Annotated in this window: 19 protein-coding genes and 1 pseudogene; 11 read left to right on the forward strand and 9 right to left on the reverse strand. The window is 40.3% G+C overall.

Translation table 11 applies throughout. From position 1 onward, the window contains the following. The first annotated feature begins 493 nt into the window (after nucleotides 1–493). The 4 genes from MSHOH_RS12530 to MSHOH_RS12545 all read left to right on the forward strand — a co-directional run bounded on the left by MSHOH_RS12530 (nucleotide 494) and on the right by MSHOH_RS12545 (nucleotide 5,367). A complete protein-coding gene (locus MSHOH_RS12530) occupies nucleotides 494–1,837 on the forward strand; it encodes a tetratricopeptide repeat protein (RefSeq protein WP_082089345.1) in 1,344 nt (447 codons plus the stop codon). 198 nt (nucleotides 1,838–2,035) lie between these two features. Next, on the forward strand, nucleotides 2,036–2,950 hold the full coding sequence (locus tag MSHOH_RS12535) for an SDH family Clp fold serine proteinase (protein ID WP_239450957.1): 915 nt from the start codon (nucleotides 2,036–2,038) through the stop codon (nucleotides 2,948–2,950). Nucleotides 2,951–3,739: 789 nt separating this feature from the next. Continuing rightward, nucleotides 3,740–3,931 carry a hypothetical protein gene (locus MSHOH_RS12540; RefSeq protein ID WP_048140073.1) on the forward strand — a complete coding sequence of 64 codons (192 nt, stop codon included), beginning with the start codon at nucleotides 3,740–3,742 and terminating at the stop codon, nucleotides 3,929–3,931. A 545-nt stretch (nucleotides 3,932–4,476) separates the two neighbouring features. After that, entirely contained in the window at nucleotides 4,477–5,367 is an 891-nt protein-coding gene (locus MSHOH_RS12545) for a thiamine pyrophosphate-dependent enzyme (RefSeq protein WP_048140074.1), read from the forward strand. A gap of 28 nt (nucleotides 5,368–5,395) precedes the next feature. Here the strand turns inward: MSHOH_RS12545 and MSHOH_RS12550 are convergent, their stop codons facing one another. From MSHOH_RS12550 to MSHOH_RS24695, 3 genes and pseudogenes are all read right to left on the reverse strand, one after another. Further along, nucleotides 5,396–7,195 carry a DUF790 family protein gene (locus MSHOH_RS12550; RefSeq protein ID WP_048140076.1) on the reverse strand — a complete coding sequence of 600 codons (1,800 nt, stop codon included), beginning with the start codon at nucleotides 7,193–7,195 and terminating at the stop codon, nucleotides 5,396–5,398. Further along, nucleotides 7,182–8,681 (reverse strand): DEAD/DEAH box helicase, encoded by a 1,500-nt coding sequence (locus MSHOH_RS12555; RefSeq protein ID WP_048140078.1) that lies wholly within the window; start codon nucleotides 8,679–8,681, stop codon nucleotides 7,182–7,184. Before MSHOH_RS12555 ends, MSHOH_RS12550 begins: the two co-directional genes overlap by 14 nt. A gap of 1,001 nt (nucleotides 8,682–9,682) precedes the next feature. Continuing rightward, nucleotides 9,683–10,204, reverse strand: a pseudogene (locus MSHOH_RS24695) (SRPBCC family protein). Between the two features lie 754 nt (nucleotides 10,205–10,958). Between MSHOH_RS24695 and MSHOH_RS26045 the strand changes: the two are divergent. The 4 genes from MSHOH_RS26045 to MSHOH_RS12575 all read left to right on the forward strand — a co-directional run bounded on the left by MSHOH_RS26045 (nucleotide 10,959) and on the right by MSHOH_RS12575 (nucleotide 13,066). Further along, nucleotides 10,959–11,078, forward strand: coding sequence for a helix-turn-helix domain-containing protein (locus MSHOH_RS26045; protein WP_394297753.1), 120 nt, complete (start codon nucleotides 10,959–10,961; stop codon nucleotides 11,076–11,078). Nucleotides 11,079–11,425: 347 nt separating this feature from the next. Beyond that, entirely contained in the window at nucleotides 11,426–11,518 is a 93-nt protein-coding gene (locus MSHOH_RS26140; protein WP_449405457.1) for a hypothetical protein, read from the forward strand. A gap of 86 nt (nucleotides 11,519–11,604) precedes the next feature. Then, nucleotides 11,605–12,243, forward strand: a complete 639-nt coding sequence (locus MSHOH_RS12570; RefSeq protein WP_048140082.1) for an HD domain-containing protein — start codon at nucleotides 11,605–11,607, stop codon at nucleotides 12,241–12,243. Between the two features lie 106 nt (nucleotides 12,244–12,349). After that, entirely contained in the window at nucleotides 12,350–13,066 is a 717-nt protein-coding gene (locus MSHOH_RS12575) for a histidine phosphatase family protein (protein WP_239450958.1), read from the forward strand. 564 nt (nucleotides 13,067–13,630) lie between these two features. Here MSHOH_RS12575 and MSHOH_RS12580 read toward each other — a convergent pair. The 3 genes from MSHOH_RS12580 to mntA all read right to left on the reverse strand — a co-directional run bounded on the left by MSHOH_RS12580 (nucleotide 13,631) and on the right by mntA (nucleotide 16,036). Next, nucleotides 13,631–14,254: a SagB/ThcOx family dehydrogenase gene (locus MSHOH_RS12580; RefSeq protein WP_204245314.1), complete on the reverse strand. Its 624-nt coding sequence runs from the start codon at nucleotides 14,252–14,254 to the stop codon at nucleotides 13,631–13,633. A 370-nt stretch (nucleotides 14,255–14,624) separates the two neighbouring features. Then, nucleotides 14,625–15,089: an IS200/IS605 family transposase gene (tnpA, locus tag MSHOH_RS12585; protein ID WP_048137183.1), complete on the reverse strand. Its 465-nt coding sequence runs from the start codon at nucleotides 15,087–15,089 to the stop codon at nucleotides 14,625–14,627. Nucleotides 15,090–15,619: 530 nt separating this feature from the next. Continuing rightward, nucleotides 15,620–16,036 (reverse strand): type VII toxin-antitoxin system MntA family adenylyltransferase antitoxin, encoded by a 417-nt coding sequence (gene mntA, locus MSHOH_RS12595; RefSeq protein WP_239450959.1) that lies wholly within the window; start codon nucleotides 16,034–16,036, stop codon nucleotides 15,620–15,622. A gap of 81 nt (nucleotides 16,037–16,117) precedes the next feature. Between mntA and MSHOH_RS23830 the strand changes: the two genes are divergently transcribed. From MSHOH_RS23830 to MSHOH_RS12605, 3 genes are all read left to right on the forward strand, one after another. Then, nucleotides 16,118–16,282, forward strand: a complete 165-nt coding sequence (locus MSHOH_RS23830) for a hypothetical protein (RefSeq protein WP_158024153.1) — start codon at nucleotides 16,118–16,120, stop codon at nucleotides 16,280–16,282. 140 nt (nucleotides 16,283–16,422) lie between these two features. Next, complete coding sequence (locus MSHOH_RS12600; protein ID WP_052730854.1) at nucleotides 16,423–16,710, forward strand: DUF3303 domain-containing protein; 288 nt, start codon at nucleotides 16,423–16,425, stop codon at nucleotides 16,708–16,710. A 320-nt stretch (nucleotides 16,711–17,030) separates the two neighbouring features. Further along, nucleotides 17,031–18,209, forward strand: coding sequence for an AAA family ATPase (locus MSHOH_RS12605; protein ID WP_048140086.1), 1,179 nt, complete (start codon nucleotides 17,031–17,033; stop codon nucleotides 18,207–18,209). Nucleotides 18,210–18,330: 121 nt separating this feature from the next. On the opposite strand, the gene MSHOH_RS22215 is transcribed toward MSHOH_RS12605, so the two are convergent. The 3 genes from MSHOH_RS22215 to MSHOH_RS12620 form a co-directional block, all read right to left on the reverse strand. Next, nucleotides 18,331–19,572 carry a PAS domain-containing sensor histidine kinase gene (locus MSHOH_RS22215; protein WP_052730855.1) on the reverse strand — a complete coding sequence of 414 codons (1,242 nt, stop codon included), beginning with the start codon at nucleotides 19,570–19,572 and terminating at the stop codon, nucleotides 18,331–18,333. Nucleotides 19,573–19,990: 418 nt separating this feature from the next. Then, nucleotides 19,991–20,626 (reverse strand): LysE family translocator, encoded by a 636-nt coding sequence (locus MSHOH_RS12615; RefSeq protein ID WP_048140089.1) that lies wholly within the window; start codon nucleotides 20,624–20,626, stop codon nucleotides 19,991–19,993. A 72-nt stretch (nucleotides 20,627–20,698) separates the two neighbouring features. Next, entirely contained in the window at nucleotides 20,699–21,484 is a 786-nt protein-coding gene (locus MSHOH_RS12620) for an alpha/beta fold hydrolase (protein WP_048140090.1), read from the reverse strand. Nucleotides 21,485–21,719: the final 235 nt, after the last annotated feature.

The raw sequence follows: 21,719 nt of genomic DNA on the forward strand, positions 1-21,719 counted from the left end.
GAAGCAACGAAGGATCGAGTTCATTAAAAAATATGAAAATTTTCCGGAGAATATACAAATAAATATTCAAAAGTCGAAGCAAAATGAAAGTATAAAATAAAAAATTAAGAATGAAAAATAAAAGGTAAAAAAATAAAGAGTAAAAAATTAGATTAAAGAAGAGAAGTTAAGAATCAACCTTTAGTTCCATATCTTCATTTCTCTTAGACCTCTGCTTTCTTAGATCTCTGCTTTCATAGGTCTTCTATTTTCTTAGATTCTCAGTTCTTCCTAGGATCTATTTTTCCTCATATTTTGTAATATCTAAATTATCCTGTAATACCCTAATATAGGATCAATCCGGTATTTACAATTAGAACTTCATTAAAGATCCTAATTCCATAAAAGATCTTATTATTCTGTTTTTCATTCAGGAGGGTAAGTTACGGCTGATCTCAGAAAAGATTCGGGAAAAGAGGAAATTTCTGCTGAAAGCGGTTTCATTGAAAATCATATGACTCTGTTTGAAAGATACAAGGAGCGATTAAAGGATCTGGACCCAGAACTGATTACAGCTGAAGACGAGATATCTTTAAAAGAAGCTTTCAGGCATGCAAAAGAGATTATGGAACCCAAGGGATTGATAAGCTGGTTTGTAACTGCCTCCGAGCCCTTCTACAGGGCTGCAGCCTGGGAAGTTCTTTTACCCATTTATAAAGAACTGCTTGATACTGCGGAAAGAGAACTCGGACCGGAAGCTCCAGAAACTGCATCTGCATTGAATGGGTTAGCAGGAATTTATCGTTACATGGGAAAGCATGAAGAAGCCCTGAAGTTATTTTCAAGAGCACTAAGCATCCGTGAAAAATCTGCAGGTTCGGAAAAAACGGAAACAGGGGACACTCTCAGTGAACTTGGAATTCTCTACTATGTCATGGACAGACAGGAAGAAGCTCTTTCATATTACACCAGAGCTCTTGAAATTCAGGAAAAGTTTCTGAATCCAGAGAACCTGGGAGCTGTCAGGACACTTAACAGGATAGCTTTTTACTATAAGGGAATGGAAAGGCCGGAAAAAGCGGAAGAGCTTTTCGTCCGTGCTCTCAGGTTGCTTGAAAAACTTGCGGAAAAGGAACCTGAGAACAGGAAAGTCATGGGTTATACTGCCGGCACTCTGAACAATCTTGGTGTCCTCCTTTCGGAAATGGGCAAACTTGAGGAAGCCGAGGAAACTTACGGGCAGGCACTTAAACTCCAGGAAAAGGTCTATGGAAAAGAACATCCGCAAATAGCCCAGACCTTAAATAACCTTGCCCTGCTATATTTTCAGACGACCAGGTACGAAAAAGCCCTTATTCTCTATACGCGCTCCCTTGAGATTATGGAAGATATGGGAAAGACCGAGCATACAGGCTTTGCAACAACCCTGAACAACCTTGCAGGGGTTTATGTCCAGAAAGGCAGGAACGAAAAAGCCCTTGAACTTTATACGCGAGCCCTCGAAATCCGGGAAAGGATTCTTGGGCCGGATAGTCCCGAAGTTGCCAAAACTTTAAACAACCTTGGAGAACTGTACAGAATCCTGGGCCAGCACAAAAAAGCTCTTCCCCTATACACTCGAGCCCTCAAGATTTATGAAAGTACACTCGGTCCCGCTCACCCCGATGTCGGTACAACCCTGAATAATCTCGCAGGCCTGCATGAAAGTATGGGAGAGTACGAAACTGCAATAGACCTTTACGAAAAAGCCCTCGATATAATCGAAAAAGAATACGGTCCCGACCACCCCTATTTCAAGATCACACGGAATAACCTGCTCGGCCTGTACGAGAAAATGGAAAGAAGCTGGAGGGGCTGAACTTTAAAAGGATTGGAGTTTTTGAGAGTAGAAATTGGGGGCAGAAATTATTGGGGGCAGAAATTAATAGATTGCAGGATAAGTTAATAGGTGAGATAAAACCCGGCAAGAGATAATAAAACCCAGGGAGTCAGATCCGTAAAGCCTGTACAGGCAATGAAAATTAACACTTAAAGACGAACCCGGAGAGGTTAAGTGTTGGGTTTTAAATCTGCCTGCTGGAGAACTCAGGCTGTCCTTACAGGAAACTTGAGGAGGAATTTTCTGGTTATAATTGACAGTGTAACATTGAGTGTCTGGGATCTGACCTTTCTTTTGTTCGTTTTTCTCTTTCTGTACGCCATAATCTACCCGCAATCTCAGCTCAAAAAAATTCGTATGCAGCGCGTAGCAAAAATAAAAGCTATGGAGAAGCGACACGGCTATAAGGTACTGACCATGATCCACAGGCGGGAGGCAATCTCCTATTTCGGGCTGCCTGCCTATCAGTTCATAGATGAAGAAGATGCCGAGCAAATCCTGAGCTGGATAAGGAAATACAGGAATTACCCGCTTGAGCTGATTCTTCATACTCCTGGAGGGCAGCTGCATGCTAGCATCCAGATTGCCCGTGCACTCAAAAACCACCCTGAAAAGACCCGCGTGCTTATTCCTCATTATTCCATGTCTGGAGGCACAATAATTGCGCTTGCAGCAGACGAAATCGTGATGGATAAAGATGCAGTTATCGGGCCTATCGACCCTCAGGTAGGAGACCTCATACGCGGGCTCTTTCCGGCACCTTCCTGGATCTATGCAGCAGAAACGAAAAAAGAAGCCGCTGAAGATTCGACCCTTGTTATGAGCGATATCTCGAGAAAAGCCCTAAAACTTACACGGAACGTTGCAAAAGAGCTCCTTCTAGGCAAAGTACAGGCTGGACCCGGAGGAGAGGACAGGCTTAATGAGGTTGTTGAAAGACTGGTCAGCGGGGAAATGATACACAGTACTCCCCTCTCAGCCAGGGAAGCAAAAGAGATCGGGCTTTCAGTGAATACCGACTTCCCTGAAGATGTGCATGATTTCATGCGGCTGTTCCGTCCCGTGAAAAGGACTGTAGAATATGTTGGATAAAAAATTGGATTCTATTTAACTGTTTAAGTCTTTAAAAAACGATCCCTGCTTTTTGATGATTCCTCATTTACTGGTTGATTTATACCAAAACTATGAGAAAATATCTCAGTTTTTCTCTCCTGAGCCGCACGGACCCGGATGGGTTTACAACCAGACAAAGAAAATCTGAAAACCAACATCATATTTTAAATGATAATTTAATGAAGAATACTTCCTGTTCCAGGAGAATATTTTTCTTTAACCTCATAAACCAGTTTCTAACCCATAACTACATGCTTCAAATGATTCAAAATATAAACCAAGTAAAGACGAATAATTGTTTTTCCCATTTTCAATTATGTAGAGTATTCTATGTAGAGTGTCCTATTGGGAAAGTTATGAGAGTTGAGAAAGTTATTTTTCCCGTATTTTATATACATTTTTTTAAAATAGTGAAGCTGCCAACTGAGTCATATTTTTTACGACAGTATAAGTTTTAAAAAGATTCTATTATTTAAATGTATCTCTTTATTTGTAAGAAATAAAGTCCTTTGATATCCTTTTTATACAGAATAAGTATTTATACGAGTATATCAGTTATACTATTGATAAAACATAATACCATTAGACAATAATATGATGGATGGTTTATCGGGGATAGAGTTAAGCCTTTGGATTGGGAGGAATCTCAGTTGAGAGAAATCTCAGTTAATAGTACAGCTCTTACAGCAGGTATTGGAGAATACTGAACTGGTAAGAGGATGTGGGTTACAAAATAGATATAAAAGCAAATTTTTGGAGTGGGATTTGATGACGCTTTCTAACCTGACTGAAGCTGAAAAAACGATATTAATGGATGAAACCGTTACCGATTTAAAACATTCATTAGAAACTGCTATTAAAAACTTACTTTCAGAGTATGAAAATGATCTTGAAACCAATCTTAACATTTCGAGAGTTGAGGTAAACTTTATTGTAAAACTGGACGGAATAGAGGTATGAAGTTTATCGCTTCCAGAATGCGAGGGTCATGGATACCCCTTTGAATCGGGGCTGAAGTGAACTTTCGCCGGCTTTTCTTCTTGTTTTTTAACTTGACACGACAGTGTTTCTTTCAGGCATCTACATTCTATATACATTCTATCATTTCTACACTAGTCAGGCAGTTTGCACTTTCCTTATCCAGATACTCAATTTACTGAGTTCCTGTTGTTTTATGAGAATCAGTAATTTCGTATTATCTAATCCAGACAACAAAACATTCAGTCAATATTATATAATATCGATAATGATAATTGATCTTGTTGGGAAAAAGTGTCAGATATTGAGAATCTGACAAACCATAGATCAGTTAATTCATCAGTTAATTCATCAGTTAATTCAAGTTAATTCGATTAACAGCATCACGTCAGATGGTTGACCAATCGTTATCTTCCGACCATTGTAAGGATTTGCGACCCTTGTAAGAATTATACTGAGAAAAGAGAAAAATGTAAAGCCAGGAACTGAGGCTGAAAGCCGGGTCTTGGACTTAGGGGGAAATTGTTATGAGTAAAACTGCACCTAAAACATATATCACCTCAGGACACAGTGCCTGCCCGGGCTGCTGTGATGTTTTCGTAGCAAAGTTCACACTTATGGGATCAGGTCCCAGATGCATTATCGTTAATCCGACTGGCTGCCTGGAAGTCACATCCACGCCTTTCCCGTTAACTTCCTGGCAGGTCCCCTGGATTCACTCCCTTTTTGAGAATGCCGGATCAGTAGCTTCAGGTATAGAGGCTGGCTTAAAAGCTCTTGGCAAAAAGAAAGACATAAAAGTAATAGCTATTGGAGGAGACGGCGCTACCATGGATATAGGATTTGGAGCCCTCTCAGGTGCGTTTGAGCGGGGTCATGATTTTACCTATATCTGTATGGACAATGAAGCCTATATGAACACCGGAGTCCAGCGCAGCAGCGGTACCCCTTTCGATGCAAGCACCACAACTACTCCCCCCGGAAAATTCTCTTTCGGGAACCCGCTTCCAAAAAAGGATATGATTGCCATTATGGCAGCCCACGGCTCCCCGTATGTAGCCACAACCTCAATCGGCTTCCCGAGAGACATGATACGTAAAGTCAAAAAAGCCACAGAAATAGTGGGCCCGACTTACATCCACGCCCATGCTCCCTGTACCACAGGCTGGGGCTTTGATACGTCCAAGACCCTGGAAATTGCCAAACTCGCAGTTGAAACCTGTCTCTGGCCCATGTACGAAATGGAAAACGGAGAAATCACACAGGTCAGAAAAATAAAGGACCCGAGACCTGTCGAGGAGTATCTGAGAACTCAGAAGCGTTTCAAGCATCTCTTCGTGATGGAAGGCGGAGAAGAAGAAATAAAGAAAATTCAGGCAATGGCTGACTGGAACATAAAACATTATGGGCTTCAATAACGTCTGATGTTTTGTGGTTCAATCGCCTCTAAGCTTTCTTAACCCTTGCGTTCTCTTCACTCAGCCCTGTCCAGACGACTCTATACCCAAGGTACTCGAGCACGGGATAATAGAGACTGCTGTCAAGCCCAAAATCCTCAAAGACTCTTACCGCATCGGCATACGTCTCTGCAGCGCCTGGTTTTTCAAGCTCAAGATTTATTCTCTCAAGCAGCTGCCTGTGGATTATATAATTTTCAAGAAGCACATAGCCCCTGTATTTTCCGGACTCTTTGTGCTTTTCGAACTCTTTTTGCACCCCGGATTTTTCAGATTCTCGGATTTCTGCAAACCTCTCTGCAAGCACTTTTTTTAAAGCCCCGGGCATAACTCCTTTCTCGGCTGCGATTTTTTCAAGACTGATAAGTTCTCCTGAAAGGGGAATTTCTATTTCATTCAGCCTGGATCTGTCTTCTGCAAGCCTTTTTTCCTCATACTTTCTAAGTATCTGTGTAACCTCGTTTGCAGGAATCTTCCTGTAAAAAAAAATCACATCCTGTGCAGGAAAATCCTTTTCGGAACACTTGAGTTTCCTGTTAATCAGGAGAATAACGGGTTCTTTTACATCTTTAAGTTTCTCTATTTTCTTTTTAAGGTAGTCAGGAGTCCAGAACCCGACAATTTCGGCATAAACCTTTATCCCGTTCTTCTGCAGAGAGAAATCCGGAACAAAAGCGAATCTTCCCGCTTTTAGAATTGTCGGTTCCCTTTTTGCCTCCCAGCCTCCGAAACTTAAGTTTGCAAACTGCTGCTCATAAGTGCTGTCATAGGCTTCATTTTCAGTATCTATCCCTGCTTCCTGAGTTTCGGTTTCCTTTTCTATAAATTCGGTCTCGTCCTCTACATCCGCTCCGGTTTTTATCCCATATCCTTCTTTGTCTTCAGCGAGCTGAAAATCTGGAGAAACTCTTTGAGGGTAGCTGGCTGCTTCAGGTATGAATCTGAAAGCTTCTTCAGAACTATCAAGAGCAAATTCTAGGACTCTCTTCCCTTGATAACCTTTGTACAGAATACCTGCCTTTAATTTCCAGCCTTTTGATTTAAGGAGAATCGGGAAGAGTTTTGCAAAAGAGTTTCCATACCGTTCCGACATTCTGAAAAGCGATGCCGGTCCGTCAAGGTGAAGGTGAACACTTTTCAACCTTTCAGTTTCTTTGGTTTCATCCGTTCTTTCGCTTTCTCTATTTTTGCCTTCTTTTTCCTGAGTATCCTCAAGGGAGTACATAAGCCCGGATCTGAGGATCTTCCAGAGAACTCTCTGGAAACTGCCTGTTATCCAGATATCCAGGTCCATAGCGCGGAAGAGCAGAGTCTGGGTCAGAGAGATATTATATTGCCTGAGAAGCTCGGCAGGGGTGGGCGGGCTGAACTCTTTAAGGATCTGATTTTCCTCAAGGTCTGCCCATAGAGCTTTTTCAAGATCGGAAACTGAAATAGAGAGATTTTTTGCGGCTTTTTGCAGCGCCTTTTGCCTTTCGGCAGGAAAAAGAGCCATGTCCTCGCAGGCTTCAAAGACAGCTTCCCTGGCTCTGGAAGGGTCAACAGCTGAAGAAGTCTCGACCACTGCCCTCCTTCCAAGGAGCTGCGAAAGGCCCCTGATGAAGCGGTAGTTCATCTCTTCGTAACCTTCAAGTTCTGCAAGAAGGTCACCATAAGTTTTTCCGACATGCTGCTCGAAGGTTTCTATAAGGAGCTTTGCAAGCTCAAGGTTTTCGGAGTCAAAAGCTGCATATGCAGGCCTGATCTTTCCTCCGGAAATGCGGGTTACAAGGAGGTCAGATGTTAGCATGGGAATTCTCCTTCCGGCGTTCAGAACTTTCTTTTCCTGTATCCTGATCTTTTACTTCTGCCGTCACTTTTTCCGCCTTCTCTTTTTCTATCTTTTTCCCCAGACTCCCGGCCGGACCTTTTCGGGAAGAGAAAGCCTCTTTTCTTCTCTTTGCCGTTCCCGTTTCCGTCGTTTCTTCGGCAATAATCTCATAGAGCACGGCTTCTTTTCCTTCTTTTTTCCTCAGGATCCTTCCAAGGCGCTGGACATATGCCCGTTTACTACCTGTCCCGCTTGCTATTATTCCTACATTTGCTTCCGGGACATCGATCCCTTCGTCAAGCACCTTTGAGGTAACGACAGCCCTGTACCTTCCCTGCCTGAACTTTTCGAGAATGGAGTTTCTTTCTTTTGAAGGAGTTCTGTAAGTGATCGCAGGAATAAGAAAAGTATTGGAAATCCGGTGCACAAGCCGGTTATGTTCCGTGAAGATGAATACTCTGTCTTCTCTGTGCTGCGCCAGGATTTCCCTCAATTTTTCAATTTTTGAGTCACTATTGAAGGCAAGGTCCCGTGCTGCATTTCTTGCGAGGAGGGCTTTTCTGGCTTCGGGATCTCTGCCACTTTTCATGACAAGTTTTTGAAAGTCCTGAGGACCTCTCATTATCATCCCGGTTTTTCTGAGATAATCAAGAAATATGGAATAATTCTGATCATGTTCTTTCTGTTCTTCGTCGGTGAGTGTTACAGCAACCCGTTTTATCGTATAAGGGGCAAGGTGCCCGCCTGCAAGTTCGGAAACCTTTTTCTCGTAAACTTTTCCCCCTACAAGCCTGTTAAGTTCGGTGTGCAGCCCGTCTTCCCTTTCGTATGTGGCTGTAAGTCCGAGCCTGCAGGGTGCTACGGAAAACTCGGCAATGCTCCTGTAGCCGGCTGCAGGCAGATGATGCACCTCATCAAAAATGATGAGACCGAACCTGTTTCCAAGGGTTTCGGCATGAATATAGGCAGAGTCATATGTGGAAACCGTTACTGGAAGAATTTTCTTTTCTCCCCCCCCAAGCTTTCCGATATCCATTGAAAAGGCTTCTTCAAGCTCTTTTTTCCACTGCTCAAGCAGATCAAGGGTCGGGACAACCACAAGGGCAGGAGTATTACAACCTGCAATTGCCCGGATACCGGTTAAAGTCTTTCCGCTTCCTGTTGGCAGGACAAGTACTCCCTTTTTCTCATTTTCTCCCCAGGAAATAAGAGCTTCTGCCTGATAGTCCCTCAATTTCAGTTTCTTTCCCGAAGCCTCGTAAGCTGCTGTAAGATCAGGACAGGGAAGGAGGTCAAGCACAGTATCTTCAAAATCGATTCCGGATTCTTTCAGATAATTAATAATATCTCTGTAATACATTGCAGGAGCCCGGAAGCTTCCGCTCCTTTCGTCCCACACTGAGTTCGGAACCCTGATATTGCCTTTTATGAGAATAGTTCCCTGCTTGAAGCTGATTTTGATCATTGTTTACTAAGAGTCTGGACATTATATATAATATTTCAGTTACCCTAATTGCGATTTGGGAGCCCGTCCTGAAGAAGGATATAATTTGATGACTACTTAGCTTCTTTGATGAGAAAGAGTTTTTCAAAAATATAGTTTCCACATCGGATTAGAGTCTGCATTCTGAGTAAATCCAATCCTATAATAGAGAAATTGATTTCAGGAAACAAGATTCTTATGTTCCTATCATTAACGAGACCGATTTTATTGATTACAGAGCTGGTACTTCAATGGATTCAAAAATATGTATAAGTTCCCACAATGTTCTGAAGGTGGATCATAAAGAGTATTTCACAGATCAGTCAACTTGGAGATAATAATTAACCTTTAAGTGGCGTGAATTTAAGCCTTGATAGATTAAAAATCAGGTAGAACATGTCTCTCACTGAAGCGCAGGAACTGTTTTCATTATTCTTTGCGATTTATTTCACTTTGATAATAGACCGCTCCCATCAAATGTATAAACCGTGGGATACATACAACGCCTAGAAAGGAAGAATTCACGATATTAAGCGTTTGCTAGTAGCATGGATTATTTTATTCGTTATACCGCTATTGCATTTTGGAATTTTGTTTATCCTTGTTGGATCATTTAATGTCAGATTTGATATGACGGTTCGCGGCGTCTCAGATGTTGTCTTAATAGGTCTTGGTTCATTTTTCGAATTTGGTTATTTCAGAATATACGAATCTTTTTTACATAGATATCCGGACTCTTTTTTCGTGGATGAAGAACGGATACAAATAGAGAGTGCAGGCAAAGTTCTCCCTGATTTTTGGGCTCATTTTATACCTGGAACCTTATATGTACTGCTATCTACTTTGATGATTCTGATAGCGATTTATTACTAACGGAATAGTTTTTGATTAAGAAAGTATACATGTGGGAATCTTTCCTGCATATTTTTGTATATTAATTTGTCTATCACCATGTGTGCGTCGAGAAACTCAGATAATAAGTATCAGCAAATCGGAAACCACGACGATTTTTCCTTTTCCAGGTATTCGGCTAGTTTGTCGAGAGACTCGTTCCAGCCAGCTTTAGCCAGGTCTCTATTTTCGCCTGCCGGGATACCGATATGCTGCAGGGTGAGCTTGGTCTTATCTTCATGTTCCTCAAATGTTACCGTCACCAGTAACTCTAAAGGCCAGTCTCCACTCATTCCGTAGTGCGAAGCCGGTACAACATTACCTTCTGCATCCGAAAATGAATCGGTATAGATAATTCGCTCCGGTTCGACGATTTCACGATAGACGCCTGTGCTCCAGTAATCCTCACCCTCGGGTGACCGCATTCAGTTTAGATAAGCGCCACCCACCCGAAAATCGATCTCTGAAACAGGCGACGTGAAACCTTTTGGTCCCCACCAGCGCTTTACACGCTCGGGATCTGTCCATGCCTTCCACACGAGCTCTCTTGGCGCATTGAAGATCTTTGTGATTACAAGCTCTTGCTCCCCAATATTCTGATTTTTGTTCGTCACTTATTGCTCGCCTCCGTTACTCTTTACTATAGTAAAATCCATTGGCGTCTGAAATTTTCAAAAAGTTGATACTTTACGACGATTCTGAGCTATCTATTGAAGCTGCTACAAGTCATCGAATAAGAAAATGATTAATGGATTAGCTTTTATTAGCTCCCGAATGAATTTCACGCCCAACCTTTCATTGTTCGTACATCCATGCGGCTGAAATTATGCCTTGCTCAAAAAGAGCTTTTGGAATTTTTTACAGCCACATTATAATTTAACTCAGTGAGTTGCTCGGTTTCCTCTGGTTCCTTGAGCGAGACAACTGTTAACTGTTTTTGAATTCCCCGTAGGCAGGCCCTTTCTTAATCAGCCTAAAGTATTCGTATAAATCTTAAATGACCCTAAATGCTCTTCTGGTTACCTACAGATATATCATTTAGTCCTTTACAATTATCCCGCAATAATTTCCCTTATTCAAATATATTTTCTAAAATTTATATTTACTTATAAGATTTAGTTAACATGATGTTTACTTATAATCTGACTAAAAAATAAGTTTAAGTCGATCTGATATTAAAGTCCATCTGATATTAATGCAGATAAAGAAAGACAAACACAAATAAAGAAAGACAAACACAAATAAAGAAAGACAAATAAAAAGATTTTAGAAGCGTCTAAGGCTAATCCCCGTCATTTTAATGGCGGGATACAGCCGTCAACTTAATATAATAACCTTTATTCAGGTAAAGTTTCATTATTCCTTAATATGCCTAAAGTAAATTGTTATAGAATCTATCCAACAAAATCACAAGTTACAAAGCTTAATTCTACTTTGGAACTATGTAGATGGGTCTGTAATGAAACTCTGGCATTAAAAAAGAACTAAAGGCTGGTATGATAGCATTACTTACCTGCAATCTGGATTTTCCTTAAACAACAACGTTTTGACCCTCTCCAAAATCAGAGATATAAAAATCAAACTACATAGACCACCTGGAGGTAATATCAAACGCTTAGCTATAAGGAGAACTTCAACACGAAAATGGTTTGTATCAATCCTTACTGATATTGAAACTTATCAACCGCTTGAAAAGTCAGATAAGTCAGCAGGCATTGATGTTGGAATTCTCTCATTTGCTACGTTATCAAATGAACTTATGTCCCCAATCCTAGATTCTACATTCAGGTAGAAAAAGATCTGTCAGAAAGACTCATAATTGTCCTTTCTGTGGTCTGTCTATTGACCGTGATCTTAATGCTTCCATTAATATTCTCAGACTGGGATTGCAGTCTGTTCGTAAAACCGATAGATGCCCATCATTTTAATGAGGGGAGCAGTCACTGTGAATTCGGATAACAAACCTTAAGGATTCCCTTAAGGTTTGGGAATGACAAGTCAGGCGAAGATTCAAATGACAGAATTTCATGAAATGAAACCTCAGGGAAAGGTTCTTTTGCCCAGGCCTCTGCCCCTCGAAGCCCTTTATCACAAATACGGGATTGAACGCAGCCATGCCGATAATGTAGCACGGAATGTTCTCGAACTTTTTGATGTCCTTGCTCCTGTCCATGGGCTTGGTCCTGAGTTCAGAAAACTTGTGGAAATAGCTGCCCTTGTCCATGACTCCGGAGTGGCTACGGACATGGAAAACCATCATAAGGCAGGGAGGGATATCCTGCTTCTGCACCCTCCTGCCAATCTACCTGAGAAACTATGGCAGGTTGTTGCCTGGACCGCTTTTCTTCACAAAAAGAAGATCGGAAAAAAGAAGCTCCATAAGCTTAACGAAAAAGAGTTTGGAAATATGCCTGAAGATCTCCAGGCCCTTACCCTGAAAGTAGCTGCCCTTGTGAGACTTGCCGATGCCCTGGACTACAGCCGGCTGGAAAGCAGGCTTGGGGAAGTCACTTTTGGAAAACAGAGAATCAGATTTGAGATTAAAGGCAACGGATCCGTAATCGATGCTGAAAGAATGCGTAAAAAAGGTGACTTGTGGCACCTTCTTTATAATACGAAACTTGACTTTGTGCCGGAAATAAAAAGGCGATGAAAGAAGATACGAAGCAGTAATGCGTCAGTATTATTCTAAATGTTCAGTATTATTCTAAAATTCTAAAATTCTAAAGGATTCTAAAGGATTCTAAAGGGTGGTAACCGTGGGTAATCTTATACTTGTCAGGCATGGGGAGCCCGGTTTGAAACCAGGGGACAGGCTCTCTGGCTGGATTGACATCCCGCTAAGCAGGAAAGGGATTGAAGAAGCTCTTGAATGTGCGACTGCACTTGCAAATATAGAGATAGACCTTGCTTTTGCCTCAAACCTTGTCCGAACACAGGAAACCCTTTGTATCATACTTTCAGGCCAGAAAAAGGCAGGGGTTTTTGTCCACGAAGAAACAGAAAATGAAGAGGGGCCGGAAAGGCTTGAATGGTATTCTTATCCCGATAAACTCGGTAAAGATCTTATTCCCATTTATACAACTCCTGCTTTGAACGAACGATATTATGGGAAACTGCAGGGCAGAAAAAAGCAGAAAATGGAAGAAAAGTACGGTGTAGAGAATGTTTCCCGCTGGCGCTGGGATTTTGAACCAGGGCCTCCAGAAGGAGAAAGCTTAAAAGCCGTCTACGAGCGCACAGTCCCCTTTTTCCGAAAAAAAGTTATGCCTGTCCTGGAAGATGGAAAAAACGTGCTTATCTGCGCCCACCAGAGCAGTTTGAGGGCTCTTGTTAAGTACATAGAGGGTATTTCCGATGAAGATATCAAGGAAGTAAGGTTTTCCACAGGCGAGCTTGCAATTTACCATTTCTCTGAAGGAAAACTTGTCAGGGAAAACGAAGAACTAGGACCTGAACTTAAAAGAAACATTTAAGTTTCTTTTCCATTTAATTTCTATTTTTTCGTCTTCTTTATTTTCCATTGTTTTATTTCTCTGCTTTCTCTTTAACCTTCTAGCTCGATTTTTATATCAGATTTAATTTGCTGGTGGTTACTTATTACTTCGCTGGTATTATTTCAATAGCGCACTTTTTCCAACTCCGGGCGGTCCACAGACTGTTATATTATTCCAGTCAAACTTCCACCTACTATCAAAAGAACTTTCGAATTCTATTGTATCGGAAACCCCGCCAGCCTGACTTCCCTACACAAAAGAAGAAAGAAACAAAAGACAGAAAAAGAGATACTTAATGAAAGTAACAAACAATGAAATAAACTAGAAAAATTTTCAGTTAGAGTTGTGATGTCTTCTTTGCATCTCTGCTTTCTATCAGATTATAACTTCTTCTAACTTCTAAATTGAGTTTGTCTCCTTTCTTTTTGTCTGCTAGGCTGCTCTCCTCCGTCGAGCGGGACAAAAAGGACAGCGGGCTGTTGCACTTACAGTGCAACTCCCAGAAAATCCGAGATTTCCTGTGATCCCGAAACGCAACTCAGGTCAGATATAGCCAAGCGGCAGAATATAAAGAGGTTCTTCGTTTGCAGGCAGTTTGAGGACCCTTTTTACTTCTTCATCGTCAAAAGCCCCTACAGCGCAGGTGCCTATCCCGAGTTCCATACCCAGCAGATAAACGTTCTGGGCTGCATGTCCGGCTTCCATATCTGCGTAACGGATGCCTCTTTTTCCGTATTTGCCTGTTATGCGCGGGTAGACTGCGGAGATTACAAGTGAAACTGCAGCTTTTCTGACCATGGGCTGAGAAAGAGCTGCTCCTGCCAGCTTATCTCTCATATCTCCTGAGACTTCCCGGGTAAGGGTGTGTTCTTCTGCAATATACCTGTAAATCCCTGGCTCAAGCCCGTTTCCCTCTCCTACAACAGCATGAATTTCAAGAGGATAAAGCGCACCTGCGGAAGGAGATGTTCTTAATCCATCTTTTGAGCTTATCCCCTGAGCTGCCCAAAGAAAACGGGAGATGATCAACTCTGGTAGTCCCTTTTCGGTGTATCTGCGCACTGACCTTCGTTTTGCAAGTAATTCCTCTATCCGACTTACACCTGAAACTCCAGGCTCAGGCAGCTTGATCTTCATCGGCAGGTCTGCATAATCTCTGGTTACCATGAATATACCCCCTTAGTTTTCCCTCAAATTTGATACTGCGTCTTAACCTAGTCTTATATTCGAATACCGTCAGATCAGGTTTTGTCAAACGATAAATTATAGATAGCTAATTTTATATCCCGCATCTAATAAAAAATCGCCTGCAATTAAAGACGTTTTCCAGAAAGATGGCATAAGCCACTTTGAGATCCTTCTAGGGCTTAAGAAGTTGACTTAAAATATAATTCAAGTATTGGTTAAGGTGAAGGCTGCCTAAAAATATCATCACTCAAAAAAGCATCTATTGAAAATCAGAAATCAAATTGCGGGCGGCCACCCCACCCTAAAGGATGGGGTATGCTTCGGGCCGCCCGCCCGGTTGTTCTGGTAATTAGAAATCATCAAGTCTTCTTTGCTTGGATCTCATGAACCTATGCAATCGAGACTCTTCACTCGGTTTTCCTTGCGATTCTTTAATGTAATGCTTAATTGTATCAGCAGTTACGTTTCCAACGGATCGATAGAACTTTCCACTTGACCATAGATTTCCACCCCAATATCGTTTTTTAAGATCAGGATGAAGCTTGAATAAGCTGTAAGAACTACCTCCTTTCAAATACTGAATTACCTCTGACAGAGAATTACTTGGATGAAATTCAAGAAACAAATGAACATGATCATCTACTACTTCCATTGCATGTATTTTGTAGCCATTTTTAGCACAAATTATACTGAGAATCAACTCGCAATCCTTTTTAATTCTCTTATTGTAGAATATATTGTATCGATACTTAGGCACCAACACGATGTGGTAAGTAATCTGACCATAGCCATGGCTAAAACTGCGTAATTCCAACTTATATCACATCCTAGCCAAAGGTGGCTGGCACCACCTCTGGTTATGGTGCCAAAAAAACCTTATTTTACAAAAAAAGTGAGGATTTAGATAATTAAAGTGAAAAAACGAAGAGGCGAGGGTTCACTTCATCCCCGACCTGAAGGACGGGGTATTCGTGACCCTCTGCGCTCCATTAGTAATAAAAAAGCTTTGTAAAAACAAAAAATTTACTCATACTTATCAATTAAATATTGTGCACTATATTTCGCAAAAAGTTCCAGGTTGTCAGGTTCTTCCTGCAAATGGGTATAAAATTTTTCCAGATCTACCTCAACATACATGTGTAGTATCCGGGCGTTTCAACCTTTCGCTTGAAATAATCCTTTCGCAGATATTAATCATGCAGGACAGTGAGACTTCCATATTCCTCTCAAGAGCAGCTCTGAGCATTTAATCGTTTTTTAATTCTTCAAGGTCATGGGGCTGGTATTTTCGGAGGAATCCTACATATTCCCCTAGCTGTTCAAGTTTGAAGTTGATCTCTTCTATCATGGGAATTCGCTTTCTGCAATTTTTCTAAGGCTCTCTCTTGCATGTCTTTTGATACGGTACTGCTCATCATAATACCTGGACATTATCCTCGTTTCAAAACGCACTCTTTCCCGCTCATCGGATTTCAAAATAATTCCGTTGCGTATGATGTTGAACGCCAAGAGTAGAGGAGAGTCATTTAGCACGACAAGGTCTACATTGTTTGTTTTAAGAAGGTCTCCAAGGTCAACTATCAGCCTCAACTGAAGATCAAAAGCTTCTTTTTTTGTCAGAGTATTGTCAAAAAGGACAGCAATATCTAGGACAGCAATATCTATATCACTCAGACAGTTAGCTTCCCCCCGAACAGTTGAACCAAACAGATAAGCAAGTATAACACTATCTACAACACGGACTAAATTATGTCGTAACAATAGGAGATTGGAAAATATGTTGTTGATAAACAATATTTGACCCTGAAAGGGTCATAGAGGTTTTCAAAGCGGTGGGAACTGGTGGAAAGTACGGAGCTTCCAAAAGGGCTAAAAATCATTAACCAATGGTTTGATGCCGGAGGAGGGCGTGTCCTTATTCTATATGATGTGAAGACTGTTCAGGGCTATATGACTTACAACTTCCCATTTATGAATAAATGGACCCGCCTGTGTGAAGCTCCATAATATTGTAAGACTCGATAAACCTTTCTAATTTATTTTATCTTCCTCTAATAATTTTTTCTGGATACAAAACCGATATGGCTATATATGACATCCAACACACATTAAATATATAAATAGTAACTTCAATCGGGATGAAAAACATGCTTTTGCTTGACATAACAACGTTTGAGCTTGAAGACAGTGTGAAGGTATTTAAGCGATGGGAACAGGTGGAAAGTAAAGGTTCTCCAAAAGGGCTGAAAGTTGTTAACCAGTGGTTTGATGCCGGAGGAGGGCGTATAATCACTGTGTATGATGTAGAGTCCATTAAAGATTATGTTACCTATAATTTCTCGTTCACCGACTTGTGCCATGTGGAAGTGTTCCCTGTCATAGGAGCTGAAGAGTTTAAAAAATTTGCATCAAAATGTATGAAAAATTTAGCATGAATAATTTAACTGCATAAAATTCTCCATAATATACTTACTCCCGCATGATTCCCGATCCATTTACCTGCCAACAATAAATAGAGCAGGTTATCCCGTTTTTATAAAGAGCTTCCAGGTAATTTTATTCGAATTTACTTATATTTTTTATGCACTTATCGGGTTTATGTCGATTCAATTTTTAATGTACACCTGTATCGTTAAATTTGAATATATTTATTTTTAACGACTCTTTTAGTAGTTATTTTTAAATATATCGGGTTTCAACTATAAAGTAACAAAAGTGCCTGCAAGAGATCTACACACAGAAGGAGAAAGAAATCATGCCTGAATCTTTATTTGTAGTGGGTGGAGAAGTCCGGCCTCCTTATTTCATAGGAAGAAAAAATGAAATTGAAAAAATGAAAGTGGACATAAGGACCCTGGCACAGAACAATGTTATCATAGGGCCGCGCAGAATAGGGAAAACTTCACTGCTCAAAAACCTTAAAATAAGTGTTGAAGGCGAAGTTCTCTTCGTTACTATCAATTGCAGGGAAATGACAGGTTTGAGTGATTTTTTCAGAGTGGTTACACGAGCTTTGCTTGCAGCATACGAAGAGAAACATCATGTTAAAGGGCTTGTGCAGAAATATTCTCAGGTATTCAGAGGAAAAATTACGGCTGCGTACAAATCACTTTCTGAGGTTGGAGGCAGTATCGAACACATAGGGAATATTTATCTCAGATTCCGGGAAAAAGACATTAACGAACAGGAACTGGTTACTGAGACTTTTGATTTCATCAGGAGATTCTCAGAAGAAAAGAAAGAACCGATAATTCTTGCTTTTGATGAGTTTCAGGAGTTAAGAAGATTTAACGGATATATTTTCAATACTTTAAAAAGCCAGATGGACAGCCAGCCTTCTATCAGGTATATTTTCTCAGGCTCTTCAGTATCCCTGTTGCATGAAGTATTTCTAAAGCCGGATTCTCCGCTGTACCTTATGGCTGCTAGAGTTCAACTTAAGCCCATAGAGGAGGAGCACGTCACAAAATATATAAGAGACCGTCTATTGACACAAAATATACAGATTACTGACGGAGCACTGAAAAGAATATATGCGTGTACTGGTGGTTTTCCTTTTTATTTTCAGAAAATCGGATTTATCCTGTATCAGAACTCAGTTCTAAAAAACAAAAATATCATTGACGAGGAAGAGGTTGAAAGTGCTTTTAACTCCATGTTAAATGAATTCGATAGTGAATTTGAGGCACGTTATGAATGGAAGTTCAGCGATCAGCAAAAAACAGTACTGAAATTTTTGTCCGGGGAGAAATACCGAAGATTAAGTGAAATTTCATCTGATATGCAGACACCTGCCTCATCGCTGACAACATCGATGAAAGATCTTTACAATACTATGACAATTGAAAAACCGGAAGAAGGAATGTACGGTATTCTGGACAATGTATTAAGAATCTGGATCAAGCGAAACATCCTTAATTCGTTCGGTGAGTAAATGCGAAAGTAGACAATCCTTATGCTTAATGCACATTTAGAGAATGTCTGGATAAGTGGTAGTAAAGGTATTGATGATATGATGTAAGGGATTAAAGGTATTGATGACATGATGTAAAGAATTATTCTTTAAGTTTATTCAATGGAAGAGTAAAGGTGAATATGCTTCCTTTTCCAATTTCACTTTGAACATTGATATTTCCATCATGTATTTTTACAAATTTTTTTACAATTGCCAGGCCTAAACCGGTTCCTTTGTATTCGCATGATAAAGAAGAATCTACTTGCTGGAACGGTTCAAACAGGAGTTTTTGATTCTCAGAAGAAATGCCAATACCATTGTCTATTACTGAAACTGATAAATCATCATTAATTATATCTGCTTTCAAACACACTTTCCCATTAGACGGGGTGAACTTGATAGCATTACTGATAAGATTATACAATATTTGCTTAAACATAGATTTGTCAGCATAAAGCAAATCTACTTCTTTACCAATTATAACCTCCAGGTCAATATTCTTTTCAATAGATAGGGGTGAAATAGTTTCCAGTACCTCGGAGATAGTTTCGGGGACTGCAAAACATTCAGGACGCGGCTCCATTTTTCTCGCTTCAATTTTTGATAGATCTAAAATGTCATTTATCAGATCAAGCAAATGTTTTCCGCTAGATTTTATATTTCTGACATATCTGGCTTGTTTTTCATTCAGTCCTCCGGACGATTCGGTGAGTAACAGATCAGAGTATCCGATAACTGAATTTAAGGGTGTTCTTAACTCATGACTCATTTTTGCAAGAAATTCACTTTTTGCTTTATTTGCATCTTCAGCTGCATTTTTTGCATTGGTAAGGTTTTGTTCGCTGTCCTTTAACATCTGCTCTATCTTTTTTTGATCAGTTACATCATCAACAGTCAATAACACCTTTGGCTGATTATCGGGATTTATAAAGGTGGTAGAAATTACTAAAAATCTTTTTAATAGCTGATTGTTTACTCTAATCGTAAGCTCGCCTTCTTTTTTGTAAACATTCTTTGAAGTCTGGAAAGTATGCATAACTGTAGTTCTAACAGGACAGCCCCCACAATTAGGATTCTTTCCACACCCTCTATTTTCAAAGGAATTTACACAGGAAAAAAGTTCTCCACCTAATAGCCCCAGTGAATATTCTTTTTGTATACCAAGAACTTCAGAAGTTGTCTGATTTATGTTTTCAATCTTTCCTTCCTGGTTTACAACTATCATTATAAGAGGTGCATTTTCAAAAATAGAGTAAAAAAGCTTCATATCCTCTGACAGGTTCTTTTGTATTGAAATTTCATGTTCAGTAGAGTTTTGACTGAGTTTTTCTGTTTTTTCCATTCAAACACCCTAACATCTGTTAGACTCAACTGCGCTGTAGAAATGATTTATCTTGCTTACTATAATAGACAGTTATCATATATTCATTCTTTTTGTCATATATAAATTCATAAAATAAAAAACAGTACTTAAAATTCTATTTCTCTTATGTTATATTTCGACTACCATTTATATATTATTTTGAATAATTTTCTAAATTTTAAAGACAGCAAAAATCTTATCTAATTAAGGCAACAGGGAAAAAATAAAACTTTGATTGGAAACTGGCTAATGATCCCTTTTCTCTCCAATTTTGTTTTCCGGAATAATTTTTCTCTGAAAGCCTTACTTGCCAGGGGCTTTTTTGTAGTCAGTTTTTATAACATTTTATTTATCTGTGAATTGATCTGTTGACCTTGATTTGTTAACCCATATAGATTCATTTATGGGCCAGCGCAAGTTTTACTCCTATTACGGTAAAAATGCCCGCTTTTCCCCAGTTAATATACTTCCCAATGCCCGGTCTCTGTACGATTTTATCTCCGATGGTCCCTGCAAAGACAGAGATTGTGGAAAAGATCAACCAGGACTGGATAAGGAACACTATTCCCAGGAATATCATCTGCATTGGGACACTTCCCGATTCCAGATTTACGAACTGAGGGAGGAAGGCAAGGAAGAAGAGAGCGACTTTAGGGTTCAGGACATTCATAAAAATCCCGCGCCTGTAAAGAGCGAAGGTATTGGTTTCCCGGACAGGGACAGAAGATACAAGCTCTCCGCTTTCCCTCAAAGCCTGCCAGGCAAGGTAAAGCAAATAGGCTGCTCCGGCATATTTTACGATTTCGAAAGCTAGGGCCGATTTATATATAAGGGCGGAAATCCCGAGTGCAGCTGCACTGGTATGAACGAGTATGCCTGTGCACAGACCTGTTGCTGTTGCAATCCCTGCCATTTTGCCCTGCGAAATGCTCTGGGTGAGCACGAATAAAATGTCGGGGCCCGGAAGAAATGTAAGGGCTGCGGAGGCTGCAATGAAATAGATTAACTGTGATTGTTCTATCAAATTTCTCACTTTTCCTTTTAAACCGTATTCAGAAGGTGAATTTTAGTGGACTTATTATAAAAGAATATATTTTTAAAGGTTTTATTTTAGAATTTCTTCTTCCAGCAAATCATAAAACCTATCCTTTGCTTCTCTCTCTATCCAGGGTTTATGTCCGCATTTTTCCAGTAAAATAAACCTGAAGTCCTCCAAAACTCCGGACAGAGGTTCTTCAACTCCTTTGAAGGGGTGGGGATCATAATCCCCATGAATTGCAACTACCGGACATGTGATTTTCGTCCCCAGTTTCAGCAATTCGCCGCTACTCCTTAAGTCGCTGGCTTCTTCCCATACACCTTTAAAGATCTCGTAACTGCATTCGATCGGTTCTTCTTCATGAGGGAGAGGGTCATAGGTGTCCGCTTTCGATATTAACATTCCAATTTTACAGAAGGCTTCGTTTCTGTTTTTAGCTGAAAGATTGTCAAGGGCCTCATTCAGGGAAAGGAAGTTTTCCAGGTCTTCTTTTCCGAGCCGGCTTATCCGGGTACTCATTATTTTTGTGGCATACTTCCCTTCGTAGGGACCACTTCCGATTAAAATCAGCTTTTTAACGAATTGGGGATGGAGAGATATAAAGATAAAACTGAGCATTGCACCCCAGGAAAATCCGATCAGGGTTACAGGCAGATCAGCATGTTCTTTCAGAATATCTCTTAGCTCTTCTACCTGATCTTCAAGGGTTGCTTTAGTCTGGAGAGGTTCAAGGACTCCAGTAATGGCTGAAAGTTCCTTCGCAACAGGAGCCATTTCTCCGGGGGCGCCGGGTCCTCCGTGAATAACGGCTACAGTAAAGGGCGGGCTTCCGTATTTTCTCAGATTTTCCATATCTGTACCAGATTTAAGCTTCTTTGGTTTAAAAGCAGATCGTTTTCAAATTTATTGATACTGAACTTTACTTTCGCAACTGTTATATACAACTCGGTTCCTTCGATAATCATCCGGTTAGTTACACATGTAACCATCTTCCCGACTGACAACAGCTATGACAACCGCTTAACGATTAATAATAACTTAAAATCGATAAAAGATTAAAGATTAATAACTGCTTAAAGATCGGTAA

Origin of the sequence: Methanosarcina horonobensis HB-1 = JCM 15518, from assembly GCF_000970285.1 — an archaeon.
Lineage (GTDB): Archaea > Halobacteriota > Methanosarcinia > Methanosarcinales > Methanosarcinaceae > Methanosarcina > Methanosarcina horonobensis.

Excerpts from the sequence above, each read along its gene's own strand:
- MSHOH_RS12530 (WP_082089345.1), top strand. The coding sequence starts at position 494 with ATGACTCTGTTTGAAAGATACAAGGAGCGATTAAAGGATCTGGACCCA.
- MSHOH_RS12540 (WP_048140073.1), top strand. The coding sequence starts at position 3,740 with ATGACGCTTTCTAACCTGACTGAAGCTGAAAAAACGATATTAATGGAT.
- MSHOH_RS12545 (WP_048140074.1), top strand. The coding sequence starts at position 4,477 with ATGAGTAAAACTGCACCTAAAACATATATCACCTCAGGACACAGTGCC.
- MSHOH_RS12550 (WP_048140076.1), bottom strand. The coding sequence starts at position 7,195 with ATGCTAACATCTGACCTCCTTGTAACCCGCATTTCCGGAGGAAAGATC.
- MSHOH_RS12555 (WP_048140078.1), bottom strand. The coding sequence starts at position 8,681 with ATGATCAAAATCAGCTTCAAGCAGGGAACTATTCTCATAAAAGGCAAT.
- MSHOH_RS26045 (WP_394297753.1), top strand. The coding sequence starts at position 10,959 with ATGCCTAAAGTAAATTGTTATAGAATCTATCCAACAAAATCACAAGTT.
- MSHOH_RS12570 (WP_048140082.1), top strand. The coding sequence starts at position 11,605 with ATGACAGAATTTCATGAAATGAAACCTCAGGGAAAGGTTCTTTTGCCC.
- MSHOH_RS12580 (WP_204245314.1), bottom strand. The coding sequence starts at position 14,254 with ATGGTAACCAGAGATTATGCAGACCTGCCGATGAAGATCAAGCTGCCT.
- MSHOH_RS12600 (WP_052730854.1), top strand. The coding sequence starts at position 16,423 with ATGCTTTTGCTTGACATAACAACGTTTGAGCTTGAAGACAGTGTGAAG.
- MSHOH_RS12605 (WP_048140086.1), top strand. The coding sequence starts at position 17,031 with ATGCCTGAATCTTTATTTGTAGTGGGTGGAGAAGTCCGGCCTCCTTAT.
- MSHOH_RS22215 (WP_052730855.1), bottom strand. The coding sequence starts at position 19,572 with ATGGAAAAAACAGAAAAACTCAGTCAAAACTCTACTGAACATGAAATT.
- MSHOH_RS12620 (WP_048140090.1), bottom strand. The coding sequence starts at position 21,484 with ATGGAAAATCTGAGAAAATACGGAAGCCCGCCCTTTACTGTAGCCGTT.